Origin of the sequence: Caballeronia sordidicola (genome assembly GCF_002220365.1) — a bacterium.
Classification (GTDB): Bacteria; Pseudomonadota; Gammaproteobacteria; order Burkholderiales; family Burkholderiaceae; genus Caballeronia; species Caballeronia sordidicola_C.
On sequence record NZ_MTHB01000261.1, the window covers coordinates 44808 to 61909 of the forward strand.

Sequence of the window (17102 nt, forward strand, 5' to 3'; positions counted from 1 at the left end):
GCAGGCGATAAAACACGACCGGTATCGACATGGCGGCCGACGCTCACAAGGCGCCGCCCCGCCGCCCGAACCGCGACGCCCGACCGAACGGCGTCGAACCGGCGCTAATCCAGCGCCACGCGTGTCGCCTGCATCGCGAGCAACTGCCATTGCCCATCGACCTGAATGTGGATGGCCGTGTACGCGATCGGGAACAACAAGGCGCCGTTCTTCGACTCCATCTCGAGCAACGCGCGCCCAAAGACGATCCACGTGTCCCGTCCGCCCGGCATCACATCCTGCGACTGGATCTCGATCTGGCGGTAGCGCCGGCGCCCCGCCGTGATGGCATCTATGAACTGACGTTTCGTCTCGCGCTTGCCATTGGTATGGACATAGCTGGCGTTCTCCGCCAACAGCACGTCCAGCAATTCGCCGTCACCGTCGACCATCGCACGGAAACGGTCGCGCTCGAGTTCGCGGATTGCCTCGATGGGCGTATCGATCGGTTGTGCCGGCATCTTTCGATTCCTCTCGCGCTTGAGGAACCGATGGACGCGGTCCTCGTCAGAAGTTGTATTGCAAATATATCTGGCTGAAATTTATACCAGGATTCGGGTGTTCGATACCGCCGTTGGATAAATGCTGAAACCGGAAGCCCGCCTGATAGTTTTGATGGGCACCGAATTGAGCCCCCACGCCCACAAGGTCGGCAAACTGAAAGGACGAAGAGAAAGTACGCGTCTCGGTCTCACGCACGTCCGACAGGAGCCGCACACCTACGCCTGCTTCCACGTATGGCCGAAACCAACCTGAACTTTTGATGAAGCGGAATACGGGCGTAAAGCCGAATTCCCAGATGCCCGGATGCGATGCCTGGCTTTCGCGAATATCCCAATAGGCCACGTGCGCTTCACCCACAACCGTGAAGTGGAAACCGCCGATTTCCCACCAGGTCCAGTTGGGATCCCAGACCACACCAACGTCCGCCTTCCGGACGTCATGGTCGGCAACCCCGCCGGCGATCTGCAAGCCGAACTGATCGGCGTGGGCAGTGGCCGAAGCCAAGACCAATGCACCGAACAAGGCACCGTAAAAAGAGCGCTTTTGCCAGACACTTTTGTTCTTCTGCATGAATACTCCGGGGCTGGATTCTCACAAGAGGGGCTCGCCAATAACGCAGCAAAGTCGCCATTTTAGAGACGGTCTCAAAAAAGTGCTCAGAAGAGTTCTGCTGAATGAGGGAAATGCGGAATTAAGTTTCGTCGAATCCCGATTGACGGGTAAATCATGCGAAATCTTGCAAATTTCTTTCGGTAAGTTTGACAAAGAAAGTGTTTCGCTGCGCGCAACAGTGCGGGAAAGCACTTAGTAGCTATTGGAGCTAAGATTCTAATAGCGTATGGGAACTCGGACACACACGGCCCCTCTAATCATTAGCACTCGAAATAGCAGAGTGCTAATATCCTGCTAGACCCGGTTTTTCATCGGGTTTTTTGTTGATAAGGAGCACACCAGCGTGACCAATGCGATGACCCTCCCGAATACTGGACACTCGGCGCCGGCCAAGGCCGCTTCGGCAGGTGCGCTGACGTTTGCGCAGTCGTCAATGTTGACTGGCCAGATCGGCAACATCGACGCCTACATTTCGGCTGTCAACCGGATTCCGATGCTTACGCCGTCGGAAGAACGTCAGTACGCCACCGAATTCCGTGACAACGACAACCTGGATGCCGCTCGTCAGCTCGTGCTGTCGCACCTGCGCCTGGTGGTATCGATTGCCCGCAATTACCTGGGATACGGTCTTCCCCATGCCGACCTGATTCAGGAAGGCAATATAGGCTTGATGAAAGCCGTAAAACGCTTCGATCCGCAACAGAACGTGCGGCTGGTGTCGTATGCCATGCACTGGATCAAGGCGGAGATTCACGAGTACATCCTGCGCAACTGGCGCACCGTGAAAGTGGCGACCACGAAGGCGCAGCGCAAGCTGTTTTTCAACCTTCGCAGTCACAAGACCGGGCACAACGCATTCACGCCGGACGAGGTTGATAGCCTGGCGAAAGAGCTGAATGTGAAGCGCGAAGAAGTCTCGGAAATGGAAATGCGTCTTACCGGCGGGGACATCGCGCTGGAAGGTCAGATTGACGACGGCGAGGAATCGTATGCGCCTATCGCGTATCTGGCCGACTCGCACAATGAGCCGACCAACGTGCTTGCGTCGCGTCAGTTCGACAAGCTGCAGAGCGAAGGGCTGTCGACCGCGCTCGAATCGCTCGACGAACGCAGCCGCCGGATCGTTCAGGCGCGCTGGCTCGAAGTGGAAGACGACGGCTCGGGTGGTAAGACGCTGCATGAACTCGCTGACGAGTTCGGGGTATCGGCGGAACGGATTCGCCAGATCGAAGCCAGCGCAATGAAGAAAATGCGCACGGCGCTGCATGAGTACGCTTGAGCGTTTAGTGCAGAATCGCGCCGCTTGAGTTTTGAGCGGTGCGTGAATGATGAATCAGCGGTGCGTAGAAAAAACTCGAAAGCCCGCCGTCGAAAGACGGCGGGCTTTTCTTTGCCTGCTGGATTTGCGTGTGCGAAGTGCGCCGGCATGCGGACCGATAAAAATCGGTGCCAGAGGTTTCCCCGTGGCGCCGCTCGGCGTTCAGCCAGCAAACCTTCTGCGACCTAGCGCGACATCATGTGCGCACCGACGTTATGGAGTACCCACAACGTCCCGCCAATCAGAATCACCGCCACCAGCACGGCGAATCCCAACGAGATCAGGTTCCATCGCTGCGATGAAGACGTGTTCATATGCAGGAAAAACACCAGATGCACGAGGATTTGAATGAACGCGAGCACCGCGATGGCGATGATCGATTCTGTCGGACCCAACGCCTGTTGCATGACCAGTCCAAACGCCGCGGCCGTCAGCACGACCGACAGGACGAAGCCAATGACATACGAGCGCACGCTGCCGTGGCCCGCGCCGGTATCGATTGAATGTGCGTTTGCCATTTATACGACGCTCGTCAGATAAACAAAGGTGAAGACGCAAATCCACACGATGTCCAGAAAGTGCCAGAAAAGGCTGAGACACGTGAGGCGCGTCAGATCGCGTTGGGTGAGTTTCTTGTTGCCGATTACCTGCACCGCCAGGACCGCCATCCAGATCAGGCCAACGGTTACGTGCAAGCCGTGCGTCGCGACCAGCGTGAAAAACGCTGACAAAAACGCACTGCGATCAGGTCCGTAACCCTGCGCGATCAGCAAGCTGAACTCGTGGATTTCCAGCCCGATAAACACAGCACCCAGCAGGAACGTCACGCCGAGCCATGCCAGCAGCGCGGTCGACTTGCCCTTGTGAGCGGCCAGCATGCCAAAGCCGAACGTGATACTGCTCAGCAACAGGATGGCGGTTTCCAGCATGACCCCGGGAAGCTCGAACACGTCCTTGCCGGAAGGGCCGTCGGCGAACTGATGGCCCATGACAGCAAACACGGCGAATAACGACGCAAAGATAATGCAGTCGGTCATCAGGTACACCCAGAAGCCCAGCACGGTATTCGACGCGCCGTGGTCATCGTGCGATCCCGGCAAATCGAGTGAGACGGTTTTGTGCAGCATTACAGTGCCTCCTGCAGATCCAGCGTTCGTGCTGGCTTCGGCGTGCCTTCCATGCCGGCGACAGCTTCAGCGGAAATGGTGTAGTCGATGTCGTTGTTATAGCTACGAAGGATGAGCGTGACGATCACGCCCAGAAGCCCCGCGATCGCGAGCCACCAGATGTGCCAGACCAGCGCAAAACCGATAGCCAAGCTGAACAAGCCGACGAACAGACCCGCGCTTGTGTTGCGCGGCATGTGGATGTCGCGATAATCCTCAACAGCGTGGCGTGTGCGGCCACGTCCCTTCATGTGTGCGAAGGCGTCGAGTTCGTGGACCACCGGCACGACCGCGAAGTTATAGACGGGCGGCGGTGAACTGGTCGCCCATTCGAGCGTACGGCCATTCCAGGGATCGCCGGTGACGTCTTTGTACGCGGGCGAATTCCGTTTCACGACGCTGACGACAACCTGAGCGATCTGGAACACGACGCCCACGAGAATGATCAACGCGCCAATCAACGCGATGACCATGTACGGCTGCCAACCCGGCGTGTCGTAGTGGTTCATGCGGCGCGTCGCGCCCATGAATCCGAGCACGTACAACGGCATGAACGCGGTCCAGAAGCCTACGAACCAGCACCAGAACGCACACTTGCCGAGCGTCTCGTTCAGCTTGAAACCAAACGCCTTCGGGAACCAGTAGGTGAAGCCGGCGAGATACCCGAACACCACACCGCCGATAATCGCGTTATGGAAGTGAGCGATCAGGAACAGGCTGTTATGCAGCACAAAATCAGCGCCCGGCACGGCCAGCAACACGCCCGTCATGCCGCCCACGGTAAACGTGATCATGAAGCCGATCGTCCACAACACGGGCGATGACAACTCCAGCCGCCCCTTATAGATGGTGAACAGCCAGTTGAAGATCTTCACGCCGGTCGGAATGGCGATGATCATGGTCATGATCCCGAAAAACGCATTCACGTTCGCGCCGGAACCCATGGTGAAGAAGTGATGAAGCCAGACGAGCAGCGACAACACCATGATCGAGCATGTGGCGTAGACCATCGTCTTGTAGCCGAACAACGGCTTTTTCGCGAAGGTAGCCACCACTTCCGAGTAGATGCCGAATGCCGGCAGCACCAGGATGTACACCTCCGGATGACCCCACGCCCAGATCAGGTTCAAATACAGCATGGCGTTGCCGCCACCGTCGTTCGTGAAGAAATGCATGCCGAGATAACGGTCGAGCGCGAGCAATGCGAGCGTTGCGGTCAGGATCGGGAACGTGGCGAGGATCAGCACGTTCGAGCACAGCGACGTCCAGGTGAACACCGGCATCTTCATGAGGGTCATGCCCGGCGCGCGCATCTTGATGATTGTCACGAAGAAGTTCACGCCGGTGAGCAATGTTCCTATGCCGGACAACTGCAAACTCCACAGGTAGTAGTCGACACCTACTCCCGGACTGAATTGCAGCTCCGACAACGGCGGATACGCGAGCCAGCCGGTTTGCGCAAAGTCACCGATCACCAGCGAGATATTGATCAGGATGGCGGCAAGCGCGGTCATCCAGAAACTAAGCGAGTTGATAAACGGGAACGCGACATCACGTGCGCCAATTTGCAGCGGCACGACAATGTTCATCAAGCCGATCATGAACGCCATTGCCATGAAGAAGATCATGATGACGCCGTGCGCCGTGAAGACCTGGTTGTAATGCTCGGGCGGCAAGAAGCCCGGCCCGTTATACGCGAGCGCGAGTTGCGTGCGCATCATCAGCGCATCGACAAAACCGCGCAGCAGCATCAACACCGCCACCACGATATACATCACGCCAATCTTCTTGTGATCGACCGACGTCAGCCATTCGCTCCACAGATAGCCCCACTTCTTGAACCACGTCAGCCCGACGACCACGGCCACCACAATGAGGGCCATGAACGCCGCCGCGGCCATGATGATCGGCTGATCGAACGGTATGTCCGCCAGCGTTAATTTTCCCAACAGATTTCCAAACATGGCTTACCCCTTCGTGCGGCAGATCGGGTCGGGTATGTTGCGAGCATGCCCGTTGTTATATTTCGCGACGATGCTCTGAAACAGATTCGCGTCGACCCTGGAGAAGTACTCGACTGGATGCTTTTCGGTCGGCACCGCAACCGCTGCGTAGTTCACGCCGTCGAGCTGAGTCGGCGATGACTTCACCTTCGCAATCCAAGCCGCAAACTCCTCGGGTGAAGTTGCAACGGCGCGGAATTTCATGTCCGAAAAACCTTGGCCACTGAAATTCGCGGAAATGCCGGCATAGTCCCCCGCTTCGTCGGCGATTAAATGCAGTTTGGTTTGCATGCCCGCCATTGCATAAATCTGGCCGCCCAATCGCGGGATGAAAAACGAATTCACCACCGAATCCGACGTGATCTTGAAGTTCACCGGCGTACCTACCGGGAACTCGATTCTGTTCACCGACGCAATACCCAGATCCGGATAAATAAATAACCATTTCCAGTCCAGCGCGACGACTTCAACGTTAATTGGCGCGACCTCTGACACAAGCGGCTTATATGGATCAAGCGCGTGCGTGCTCTTGTACGTCAAAATACCCAGATACAAAATGATCAAACTCGGGACGAGCCAGATCACAATTTCAATCTTGGTAGAGTGAGCCCACTTGGGCAGATATTCGGCCGTTGTATTCGATTGCCGATACTTCCACGCAAACAAAAGCGTCAGGAAAATCACCGGCACCACCACGATCAGCATGGCGTACGTAGAAGTAAGAATAAGATTCTTCTCAGCCAGTCCGATGCTGCCTTTAGGATCGAGAAGATCCATCTGACCACAGCCCGACAGCAGAAGAGCAGGGAATATTGCTAATCGCTTGCAAAACCCCGACCCGGATTTTTGTTTCATACCTTGCCCGATTTCAACGTTTTTGAGATATTACGTTTAGACTATTAATCAGCCTCGGGAGAAGGGTAGCGCGATTTCAAGGACTCATTTAATCCAATTTTCTCGAAAAATGTTTTGTGTATATTCGATGCGTCTTATTGCCGCATATTAATGGTTAATTTATTTCTATGATTTGACTGCGGATTATCAAGATAATTGGACTTATCGATAAAAACGAGATGAACAACGTTAGGCGAGAAATCAGCCTGACCTGTCATTGAAATCACTCTCGCCGCACGGATCGCGCGGCGAGACCAAGCAATTACTTCAAGTACAGCCCTGGCGTCCACGAACCATCGCGCGATGAGAACTGCACGGTCCTACCCGTGGCATTGCGAACGCAGATTCCGATTTGCGTGGCTGCCGCCGCTTTTTGGGACGCAACATACGAGGAGACGTCGTTGTTCCTGACTTGCTGCGCGTTATCGAGATAAATGCCGCCAATCTTCTGCGTCGTGCACGCGGCCGCTGTCGGAAGCTTCGCCGCGTCATCCCAATCGGTCGATGCCGCGTAGAGATCCAGCATGACAGCGCTGGTATCGCTCACGTTCCCGGCGAAAGTCTGAAGGTAGGAGCTGGCGTACGCATAGTCGTTGAGATTGGCGGGGGTCGGAAACTTGATGAAGATCACGTCGCCGGGAGCCGAGACAAGCGTTGCGCCTGTCGCCTCAGTCGATCCGCTGCTGGTCAGCCGAACGTCCGCACTCGCCGCGGAGTAGTAGGTTGGGATGTTTTTGCCGCATGTTGCACCGGGCGTGGCCGGCTTGTTCATGCACGAGTCGACAATGTATTGCATGCTTTGTGCGTGCCACGCGTTGATGAAATCGCCGTGAGCCGTATACATGCTGCCCCATTGCGGCACCCACTGACCGTTCTCGAAAACTGGATCGAGTGACAACTGCGCGGTGGTCAAGTCAGGATCGTCTCCGAGCGGATATGAGATGTTCAACTGAAGCTCGGGAATCTTGACCGGATATCCGGCGGGACATGTGCCATCGGCGTTCCGATACGCCACGTTGAGTCCGCCGGTACCCGCTTTCATCAGCCCCTTCATCCGATTTTCCCGGCCACTTCCGAGATCCGGCGCCAGGTTCACACCATCCCAGCAATCTGGGAAATGCACGGAGATGTTCAGTTCCGGCGCGTTGCCGCCGCTGGCGGTATAGGACGGGCAGCTGGTGGGCATTGTCGTGGTGTAATTGCCACTGCCCAGGCACAGGAAATTGATATGCGGATTGGGCGACGTCCCCATGTGATCTCCGGCCAGCATCTGGAGTCCGAGCGGAATCGCGTGGATCGGATACGAAGCGACATGCTGATCGTCCTTATAGTAGGTCTTTTCGTACGTCGCATTGATGACCCCGGACGCTCGTTGCAATTGCGGTACCCAGTACGCCGATCGGTCGGCATTTGAATCGCAGGTCGTGGCCTTGTTGCTGCTCAGCGATTCGTAGGTGCTGGACGCATTCGTGTTTGTATTGCCGAAAAAATCGTGCACCATCGCCTCCCCCGCCTTCCCTGGATAAATAATGGGGTCATCGGGCAGCGTGTGGGAATAGTTGCATTGGGTGTTGAAATTGGCGGCATGGGCCGCGCCTGTAGCAAGCATGAACGTGGTCCAGATGACGATTTTGCTCTTCATGAACGACTCCTGATAGGGAAACATAACGTTGGTTACACCGGTTTCTCGATATTATTTGATTAGTTATCTTTATTAAATTCCTGATAACAATGCCCCTCAACTACCGAGTTTCCTGTGTGCAATGCTTGATAAAACCGAAACGGCCGTGGAACTCGTGACGCTTTATTATTTAATTAGGTTAACTTATTACTTGAGCAACAAATAATAAACCCGGATCATGACTTTCGCCATGCCGGGTATTAAAAGTAAACCAAAGTAAGTTTCAAACCTGCGGCCGAGCTATCAGAAACCCGGCCGCGAACTGCGCGCTAAGAACTTACGCCGGTAGCGGCGAAGCGCCAGTACCCGGCGAAAGACGCTTCGCCATGGTGTCTGCGTAGCGTTGTGCCGCGTTGCCCACAACGACGTGGAACGTATCGGCGGAGACCCAGGCTACATCGAGTGCCGACAAGCGCTGACGATCCACCGACGAGGGATCGCGAACCACCACGCGCAGCCGCGTAGCGGCAACGGCATCGAGGGACGCCACGTTGGTCGCGCCGCCAAACACGGCGAGCCAGCGCACCGGGTCCGGATCGAGCGGGCCCTGTTCACCTGCGGGAACCGCGGCCAGCGGCACAGCAGCAGCCGGGGCGGACGAAGCCGACGTTGCACCACGCGTGGATGAACGTTCGAGTTCGGTGCGGATTTCATCGGAGATGAGATCGGCTTCCGGCCCGATGATGACCTGCACACTCGTCGCACCGCGCTTCAACACACCACGCGCGCCAATCGCCTTCAACTCGGGTTCCGAAACCTTCGCCGAATCCACCACCGAAAGACGCAGACGGGTCGTACAGGCATCGACGAGCGTCAGGTTCGACGCACCGCCCAAAGCTGCGATATAGCGTACTGCGCGCGGCACCGTAGCACCGGCTGTGGGGGAAACAAAGCCCGTGTTGTCGTACGATTCGACTTCTGCGTCGGTCGTAGCAGGCTCACGGCCCGGCGTTGCCATGTTGAACTTGCGGATAAAGAAGCGGAACAACCCGTAATAGACCACAGCGTAGACAATGCCCACCGGGATCGCCAGCCAGCCGCGCTGCGAAAGACCGTAGTTCAGCACATAGTCGATAGCACCAGCCGAGAACGTGAAGCCCAGGTGAATACCCAGCGCCGAGCAAATCGCGAGCGACAGGCCCGTCAACACCGCGTGAATCGCGTACAGCGCCGGTGCGAGGAACATGAAGGTGTATTCGATCGGCTCAGTCACGCCCGTCAGGAATGCTGTCAGCGCCATCGAGAAAAGCAAGCCGCCGACCATAGCGCGACGTTCCTTCGGTGCTTCATGGAACATGGCCAGACAAGCTGCCGGCAAGCCGAACATCATGATCGGGAAGAAACCCGTCATGAAGCCGCCCGCGGTTTTATCGCCAGCGAAGAAGCGATGCAAGTCGCCCGTCACCGCCGCGCCGCCGCCCGGGGGCGTGTACGAACCGAACACGAACCATGCGAGCGAGTTGATGATGTGGTGCAGACCCGTCACCAGCAGGATCCGGTTCAGCACGCCGAACACGAACACGCCCAGTGCGCCTGCGCCCGTCAGCCAGCCACCAGCTGCATCGATAGCTGCCTGGACCGGTGCCCAGACATAGCCGAGGACAATCCCGATCACCAGACAGGTCACCCCCGTGACAATCGGCACGAAGCGTTTACCTCCAAAGAACGCGAGGTACTCGGGGAGCTTGATGTCTTTGTACTTGTTGTAGAGGAACCCGGCCACGCAACCTGCAACGATCCCCGACAGCACGCCCATGTTGAGCTTGTCGTTGATGTCTTTCATCACCGCGATTTCAATCAGGTAACCGATCGCACCCGCCAGACCGGCCGTGCCGTTATTGTCCTTCGCAAAACCGACTGCCACGCCGATGGCGAACAAGAGTGGCAGGTTAGTAAAGATCGTATCGCCAGCATCGGCGATCATCTTGATGTTGAAGACATCCGGCTGGCCGAGGCGCAATAGCAGCCCGGCCACCGGTAGCACGGCAATCGGCAGCATCAGCGCGCGGCCGAGACGCTGCATTCTTGCAAACAGGTTAGCGTCCATCAGGTTCTCCAGAGATAAGTGTCTTGTCGTTGATCGTGTTGGTACAACATGTTGTCGATCGAAGCTTTTTTACTAATAAACGCGATAAACGCGAAGGCTGGCTACCGGACGGACGTGTTAGTCCAGCGGCCAGATTTCGCGGCTTGCTGCTCTTACTGCCTGTGCTGATTCGAGCGCCAAGGCGTCCTCAGCGCGCTGACGGCACAGTGGGTAATCGAGTTTGCGCACGAGCGCCTTGATGCCGGGAACCGAGACCGGATCCACCGACAATTCCGTCACGCCCAGTCCCACCAGCAGGGGCACGGCGACCGGGTCACCGGCCAGCGCACCGCACACGCCGACCCACTTGCCGTGTTTCGCCGCGCCATCCGTTGCGGCCTTGATCAGGCGCAGCACCGCGGGATGCAGGCCGTCGGCCTGGGCTGCGAGATCGGCCTGGCAACGGTCCATGGCAAGCGTGTATTGCGTGAGATCGTTCGTGCCGATAGACAGGAAATCCGCATGTCGAGCGAGCTGATCGGCCAGCAGCGCAGCCGACGGCACTTCGATCATCACGCCCACTTGAATGGGATCGGTCCGGCCAATTTCCGCCGCGAGTTCATCGATACGCTTTCTCAAACGCACGAGTTCGCCGGAGTCGGTGACCATAGGCAGGAGAATGCGCACCGTGCCGAACGGTTTCACCGCGAGCAGACCACGCAACTGGTCGTCGAGAAGATCGGGACGCACCTGCGCCAGGCGAATGCCGCGCAAGCCCAGCGCCGGGTTCGTTTCAGGCGGCAGCGTGAGGTAATCGACTTCCTTGTCCGCGCCTACGTCGAGCGTACGGATGATTGCCGTGCGGCCGTTCAACGCGCCCACGATCGATTGATAGCTTTCCTTATGTTCGTCCGCCGTAGGGGCCGTCTGGCGATGAATGAACAACAATTCGGTGCGCAGGAGACCGACCGCGTCCGCGCCGTTATCGACTGCAGTCTTTGCGTCGTCAAGTGTCGCGATGTTCGCCGCGACTTCGATTGTGCGGCCGTCGTGTGTTGCTGCCGCTTCTTGTGACGTGCGCCGGTTCACCTCACGCACACCCGCGAGACGCTGGCGCTCGAGGCGCGCGCGTTCCACATCGAGTGCGGTGGGTGCGTGCTCCAGCCGACCTGCGGATGCGTCCACCACGACCTGCGTGCCGTCGGGGATTGCGTGCAGCGCATCGCCCACCGCGACGAGGGCCGGGATCCCGATCTGGCGCGCGATGATCGCCGCATGCGACGTCGCGCCGCCGCGTGCCATCACCAGCGCGGTCACGCGCGTGCGGTCGAGCGACGACAGGTCGGAGGGCGTGAATTCATCGGCGGCGAGCACGGCTTCGTCGGGTAATTCGCGTGCCGCCGTGTTCGTATAACCGAGCGCGCGCAACACGCGCTTTTCGATATCGCGGAGGTCCGAGGCACGTTCCGCCAACAACGTGTCTTCGATAGTCGACAGCACCACGATCTGCTCGCGAATCGCTTCACGCCACGCGAAGCCGGCGCTCTTGCCGAGGCTGATCAGATCGCGCGCGGCGTCGAGCAGCGTGGGGTCTTCGAGCAACACGCGATGCACCGCGAAAATCCCCGCTTCGCCGACCGCACCGCGTTGCGAGGCAGTACGGACGGTCTCGTCCAGTTCCGCGTCGATCGTAGCAATGGCCTTGTCCAGCAAGCGGCTTTCCGCTGCCGACGTACCGGTTGCCTGCTCAGGCGGCGTGACGTCCTGATTGTCCCAGCGCACGAGCTTGCCGACCGCAATTCCCGGCGACGCACACACGCCGGCGATCGTATTCGGATCAAGTGGCTTGCCGGGGTCACGGACTACCGCGAGCGGCGCGGGCGACTGCGAACGCGCCGGTTTTTCTTCCACTTCACCATGCGCTTCACGCAGCAATTCCGCTGCGACCGCGTCCACGGCCGCCACCGCTTGCGCGCCCACGCCGAGCAACTCGACTGTCGCGCCTTCGCCTGCGCCCAGTCCGAGCAAACCGACCACGCTTTCAATCGGCGCTTTACGACCGTTGAAACGCACTTCCACCTTGGCGTCGAAACCCCGCGCCGCTTCACGGGCGCGGGCAGCAGGCCGCGCGTGCAAACCGCCGGCATGCGCGAGCGTCACGTTGCGACGCGCTTCGTCGGTGAAATTCGAATCGCTGCGGGCCGCGTCCGCTTTCGCGCCACCCTTGCCGCGCAGCACGAGCAACTGGCTTTCGCCCGCCGTCAGCATGCCGCGGCCGGCGCGCTCGACCACCTCGAACGCGTCGCTATTGGCGATCGCGATCACGGAAACGAGGCTCGGTGCATTCTGCGCGACATAGTCGGCGTCGAATTCGATCAGCACCTGGCCAGCGCGCACGCTGGCGCCCTGCTCGACCTTCGGCGTAAAACCTTTTCCAGCAAGCTCGACCGTATCGATACCGATATGCACCAGGATTTCCGCACCCTGCGGCGTGCGCAAAGTCACGGCGTGATGAGTACGGGCAAGATGCGTGATGACGCCATCGCAAGGTGAAAGCAGCACACCTGACAGCGGATCGATGCCAATACCATCGCCGAACATGCCGTCCGCGAACACGGGATCGGGGACATCGGCGAGCGGCACCATCGGGCCGGTGAATGGCGCGAGCAACACGAAATCGTTCGGGTTTTCAGGGGAATGATTCAACAGGGACTCCTCGGCACGACGCATCGGATGACTCTCGATTAACGGGTTTCGGTGACTTTGGCCAGATGGCGCGGCGCGTCGGGATTACGCCCGCGCGCGGCAGCCAGGGCGTCGGCCATCACATAGAAGGACAGGATCGCGGCGATCGGATCCAGCGCGAAATGGGCAGTGTCGACCAGCGGCAACGTGGCTTCGGGCACATCGGCGGGCGCGGCGAGCAGCACGCGTGCGCCACGCGCGCGCATGTCGCGGGCAAGCTGGATCAAACCAGCCTGTTCCGGACCGCGGGGTGCGAACACGAGCAACGGATAGTCCGCACCAATGAGTTCCATGGGTCCATGCCGCACTTCCGCGCTGGAGAACGCTTCGGCTTGTATTCCCGATGTTTCCTTCAGCTTGAGCGCAGCTTCCTGGGCGATCGCGAGACCGAGTCCACGGCCGATCACGATCATGCGATCGACGTTTTTCAGTTCATCGACAGCGTGTGACCAGTCGAGCTTGCCCGCTGCACGCAACGCGTCCGGCAGCGTTTTCAGCGCGTTCAGCAATTCAAGATCTTTCTGCACGTGCGCGATCACGATCGCCGAAAGCGACAACATCGCGATATAGCTTTTAGTCGCGGCCACCGACAATTCCGGCCCGGCCAGCAGCGGCAGATTCCACTCGCACGCTTCGGCGAGCGGCGAACCGGGCGCGTTGACGGCGGCCACGGTCAGTGCACCGGCGGCACGCAACGCCTGCATCGTGCCGATCAGGTCGGGACTCTTGCCGGACTGCGAAAACGCCACCGCCAGTTGGCCTTTCACGCGCAAAGGTGCTTGTTGCAAGGTCGCAACCGACATGGGCAACGACGCGACCGGCACGCCGATGCGGCTCATGGTCAGCCCTGCGAAGTAGCTGGCGGCGTGATCCGATGAACCGCGCGCAACGGTCAGCGCAACGTGGCGCGGCTCTTCGGCGAGCCGTGCGGCGAGTGCTTCAATGTGGGAAGTATCGGCGAGCTGGGCAACCACCACGTCGGCGGAGGCCAGTGCCTCGTCAAGCATATTCGACAATTGATTCACCTTCTACATAAGTAGCCGTCAACGCAAGTTCGCGATCAAAAACAACGAGGTCCGCCCACGCGCCACGCGCGATCCGGCCTCTGTCTTCAAGGCCGAGATAATCGGCGGCGTAGCGTGACAGGCGATTGGAAACGTCTGCCATGGGCAAGCCGATGGAGACAAGATTGCGCAGCGCCTGATCCATGGTCAGCGTGCTGCCGGCAAGCGTGCCGTCGGCTAGACGCACGCCGCCCATGCACTTCGTGACGTGCTGGCTGCCCAGGCGATATTCGCCGTCGGGCATGCCGGCCGCCGAGGTGCTGTCTGTCACCACGTACAGGCGCGGAATGGCGCGCAGCGCGGCGCGGATCGCGCCGGGATGCACGTGTATGAGATCGGGAATCAGTTCGGCATACTCGGCATGCGCGAGCGCCGCGCCGACCACGCCGGGATCGCGGTGATGCAGCGGCGACATGGCGTTGAACAAGTGCGTGAAGCCGCGAGCGCCGTGTTTGAGCGCATTGACGGCGTCGTCGTAAGTAGCGAGCGAATGGCCCACTTGCACGCGCACGCCGCGCGCCGCCATTTCCTGGATCACTTCAATATGCCCGGAAATTTCCGGCGCGATCGTGACCACGCGGATAGGCGCGAGCGACAAGTACTTCAGCACTTCGTCACGCACGGCGACCGCGGCCGCGTCCGGTTGCGCGCCGAGCTTGCCGGGATTGATATACGGTCCTTCCAGATGCACGCCGAGCACGCGGGCGCCGCCTGGCGCGCGGCGGATGGATTGTTCGCCCAGACCCGCGACGACCGCCATGAGTTCGTCACGCGGGGCGGTCATGGTGGTGGCGAGCATACTGGTGGTGCCGTGCTTCGCATGCTCGCGCGAAACGATGGTTGCAGCGTCGCCGCCTTCCATGATGTCCGCGCCGCCGCCGCCATGCACATGGCAGTCGACGAACCCCGGCAGGATGTACGGCGCATCATTGGTCTTCGGGTCCACGCGCGCGCCTTCCAGCGCGGTCACCCGTCCGTTCGCAAACTCGACCGAGCCGTATATCCAGCCATCGGTCGTCAGAATGTTTCCTTTCAGCATGAATCTCTCTCGTGAAACGTACCGCTTAACGTGCATTAGGCGCGTCTGTCGGCGCGCGCTGCGCGCGTGATGAAGCTCAATCGACCATCGCACCCGCTGCGAGCAGGCTGGAATTCGCTGATAGAACGATCCTCAGCGATTCCCCGCGATGGCGCTCTTCGCCCCTGGAATTGTTTTGCTACGCCTGTCTCGGCGTCTCGCCGGTCCGATAGTGGACGGACTCTGGCGCGATGCTTGATGCATGAAACGCAACAACAGGATGCCAGCCGGACACACTGATTGACGCTTTGCGACCAATTTTGACGATCGCTTGGCTAATCCAATATGCATAAGAATTGTCGCAAAGTCGATATCTTTGGCGAGCCCATTATATAACCAAAATAATACCAGTCAATTTCAAAAATCAATAGCACCAAACTGAACAAACTTGTTAATTATCAATAAGTTAACTTCATAATTACATTTATTTTACGAGCGCTTTCATATCAGTGATTACCCTTGAATACAGCCCACTTGAACACGGCTGGTTTAAACACTGGAGACGCCCTTCGTCAGCAGCAAGAGGTGACCCGAACGCTCATTCGCACGGTCATGCTATTTATCGGCACAATGATCTCGATCGATTCACCGGGGGAAACGGTGAACGGCATAAAAACGAGAGATCGAGGCGGATATGGACAGTTCCATGAATGACGGCCTGACGGACGCGGTGCGCCGCTTCCAGTGGTTTTATGCGTGCCACGTCAAGGCGCCCCATGAGTTGGTTGAGCACAGCGCGCTGTCGCTGACGGAAACGCGTGTGCTGTTTGCTGTGATGCACGCAGGCACGTGCACGGCGGCGAATATCTCCCGCACGCTCGGGCTCGATACCGGTTATCTGAGCCGGATGCTGACGCAATTCGAGTGCGCCGGATTGATCGAGCGGCAGCCATTTTCCGGCGATGCCCGCCGCCACCAGGTTTCATTGACCACGGACGGAGAGACGGCGCTGGCTGTGGTAAGCACCCACGTGCGCGACGAGGTATCGGCCGCGCTGGACGCAATGACGCCGGACGAACGCGCGCAATTGCTTGCATCAATGGGTTGCGTCCAGCGCCTGCTCGCTCCTGCCGGCGACGCGCAGCGCGTTCGACTGCGCGGTCCGCGACCGGGTGATTTCGGCTGGATCGTCGAGCGCGAGGCGCACCTCGCCCCCGGTGGAATGCAATCGCAACGGAAGTGGGAAACACGTACAGCGACAGTCGTAGCGGATTACCTGACCGCCCCCGATCCGCTGCGCAATGGGTGCTGGATCGCCGAGCAGGACGGCGTCAGCGTAGGCGCGAGCCTGCTAATAGGCATGTCGGCCGGGAGCGCACGGCTTTCGGCGCTGTTCGTGGAACCGGGTGTGAGGCGGGGCGGCATCGCCCGTCGTTTGGTCAAGGCGTGCGTGACGTTTGCCACCGAGTCCGGGTATGACCGCATCGTCTGCGCGATCGATCTGAATCCGGCTCCGATTGCCCCTCTTCTCCTGCACTTTGGTTTCGAGGAACTAAGCGGCCAAGGGGAATGGGAAAAGCGCTTGAAAGGACCTGCCGCCATTTAAAGCCCGCGCACCGGGGCGACTGAGTGGGCTTAGGCTTAATATTGAGGCCCGTTCCTCATCGGTTGAATCGCCATGTACGTCATCCATCTACGCTACACCGGCGCGCTCGCTGAAATCGACGACGCGCTCGACGCTCATCGCCTCTATCTCGCACGGCAGTTCGACGCAGGCGCGTTTATTATCGCGGGCCCCAAAGTGCCACGCGACGGCGGCGTTATCCTGGCGGCGGCCATGGAACGTGACCGGCTCGACGCGATCATTGCGCAAGACCCGTTCTCGCAGCAGAAACTCGTGCACTACGACATCATCGAGTTCCAGGCCACCCGGCTCGCACCGGGACTGAATTTGCCGCAATCGCCGTGAGCATGATTTTCGATCGGCATTCAGCAATGATTTGAAGCAGCAGTCAGCCATCAAGTCAGCCAC

Annotated in this window: 14 protein-coding genes; 3 read left to right on the plus strand and 11 right to left on the minus strand. The window is 59.0% G+C overall.

What is annotated here, in order from left to right; all coding sequences use genetic code 11:
* Positions 1–104: 104 nt before the first annotated feature.
* Positions 105–500 (minus strand): nuclear transport factor 2 family protein, encoded by a 396-nt coding sequence (locus tag BSU04_RS37415; RefSeq protein ID WP_089165267.1) that lies wholly within the window; start codon positions 498–500, stop codon positions 105–107.
* A gap of 46 nt (positions 501–546) precedes the next feature.
* Positions 547–1113 (minus strand): acyloxyacyl hydrolase, encoded by a 567-nt coding sequence (locus tag BSU04_RS37420; protein WP_089165268.1) that lies wholly within the window; start codon positions 1111–1113, stop codon positions 547–549.
* 385 nt (positions 1114–1498) lie between these two features.
* On the opposite strand from BSU04_RS37420, the gene rpoH reads away from it, so the two are divergent.
* On the plus strand, positions 1499–2434 hold the full coding sequence (gene rpoH / locus BSU04_RS37425) for an RNA polymerase sigma factor RpoH (protein ID WP_089165269.1): 936 nt from the start codon (positions 1499–1501) through the stop codon (positions 2432–2434).
* A gap of 224 nt (positions 2435–2658) precedes the next feature.
* Here rpoH and cyoD read toward each other — a convergent pair whose 3' ends face one another.
* From cyoD to nagA, 9 genes are all read right to left on the minus strand, one after another.
* The gene (gene cyoD / locus BSU04_RS37430; RefSeq protein WP_089165270.1) at positions 2659–2991 is read right to left on the minus strand and encodes a cytochrome o ubiquinol oxidase subunit IV; all 333 of its coding nucleotides are present in this window, start codon (positions 2989–2991) and stop codon (positions 2659–2661) included.
* Positions 2992–3600, minus strand: a complete 609-nt coding sequence (cyoC, locus tag BSU04_RS37435; RefSeq protein WP_089165271.1) for a cytochrome o ubiquinol oxidase subunit III — start codon at positions 3598–3600, stop codon at positions 2992–2994. It lies immediately after the preceding gene.
* A complete protein-coding gene (gene cyoB / locus BSU04_RS37440) occupies positions 3600–5591 on the minus strand; it encodes a cytochrome o ubiquinol oxidase subunit I (RefSeq protein ID WP_089165315.1) in 1992 nt (663 codons plus the stop codon). The genes cyoC and cyoB overlap by 1 nt, the downstream gene beginning before the upstream one ends.
* A gap of 15 nt (positions 5592–5606) precedes the next feature.
* Positions 5607–6497 carry a ubiquinol oxidase subunit II gene (gene cyoA / locus BSU04_RS37445; RefSeq protein WP_089165272.1) on the minus strand — a complete coding sequence of 297 codons (891 nt, stop codon included), beginning with the start codon at positions 6495–6497 and terminating at the stop codon, positions 5607–5609.
* Positions 6498–6798: 301 nt separating this feature from the next.
* Entirely contained in the window at positions 6799–8178 is a 1380-nt protein-coding gene (locus tag BSU04_RS37450) for a DUF1996 domain-containing protein (protein ID WP_089165316.1), read from the minus strand.
* Positions 8179–8494: 316 nt separating this feature from the next.
* The gene (nagE, locus tag BSU04_RS37455; protein WP_089165273.1) at positions 8495–10264 is read right to left on the minus strand and encodes an N-acetylglucosamine-specific PTS transporter subunit IIBC; all 1770 of its coding nucleotides are present in this window, start codon (positions 10262–10264) and stop codon (positions 8495–8497) included.
* A 117-nt stretch (positions 10265–10381) separates the two neighbouring features.
* On the minus strand, positions 10382–12973 hold the full coding sequence (ptsP, locus tag BSU04_RS37460) for a phosphoenolpyruvate--protein phosphotransferase (protein WP_089165274.1): 2592 nt from the start codon (positions 12971–12973) through the stop codon (positions 10382–10384).
* A gap of 14 nt (positions 12974–12987) precedes the next feature.
* Positions 12988–13995, minus strand: coding sequence for an SIS domain-containing protein (locus BSU04_RS37465; RefSeq protein ID WP_089165275.1), 1008 nt, complete (start codon positions 13993–13995; stop codon positions 12988–12990).
* Positions 13988–15091, minus strand: a complete 1104-nt coding sequence (gene nagA, locus BSU04_RS37470; protein ID WP_089165276.1) for an N-acetylglucosamine-6-phosphate deacetylase — start codon at positions 15089–15091, stop codon at positions 13988–13990. Before nagA ends, BSU04_RS37465 begins: the two co-directional genes overlap by 8 nt.
* A 673-nt stretch (positions 15092–15764) precedes the next feature.
* Between nagA and BSU04_RS37475 the strand changes: the two genes are divergently transcribed.
* The gene (locus BSU04_RS37475) at positions 15765–16676 is read left to right on the plus strand and encodes a bifunctional helix-turn-helix transcriptional regulator/GNAT family N-acetyltransferase (protein ID WP_089165277.1); all 912 of its coding nucleotides are present in this window, start codon (positions 15765–15767) and stop codon (positions 16674–16676) included.
* A gap of 72 nt (positions 16677–16748) precedes the next feature.
* Positions 16749–17039 carry a YciI family protein gene (locus BSU04_RS37480; protein ID WP_089165278.1) on the plus strand — a complete coding sequence of 97 codons (291 nt, stop codon included), beginning with the start codon at positions 16749–16751 and terminating at the stop codon, positions 17037–17039.
* The last annotated feature ends 63 nt before the right edge of the window (positions 17040–17102 follow it).